At 43.4% G+C, this 265-nt stretch carries 1 protein-coding gene; it reads left to right on the top strand.

What is annotated here, in order from left to right; genetic code table 11:
* Positions 1-23: 23 nt before the first annotated feature.
* Positions 24-265 (top strand): transposase family protein (locus L9G74_RS24270; RefSeq protein WP_238898683.1); only part of this gene is annotated, 242 nt, incomplete at its 3' end.

Genomic DNA, 265 nt, shown 5'->3' with positions numbered 1-265 from the left:
AATGGAAATGGGACCATGTTGAAATGGACTTTGTTACTGGTTTTCCCAAATCGCAGAAGGGTAATGATGCTATACTTGTCGTCATTGACTGGCTTTTCAAAGTTGCACATTTTCTGGCCGTCAAAGAGACGATCACTGCTAGTCAGCTGGCAACTCTCTATATGTCCAGGATTGTTTCACTCCACGGTATTCCACTAGTAATCAGCTCAGACCGTGGCAGTTTATTCACTTCAAGATTTTGGGCAAGTTTCCAAGAAGCTATGGG

Origin of the sequence: Shewanella electrica, assembly GCF_022321485.1 — a bacterium.
Classification (GTDB): domain Bacteria; phylum Pseudomonadota; class Gammaproteobacteria; order Enterobacterales; family Shewanellaceae; genus Shewanella; species Shewanella electrica.
This window is presented reverse-complemented; position numbering and strand designations above follow the sequence as displayed.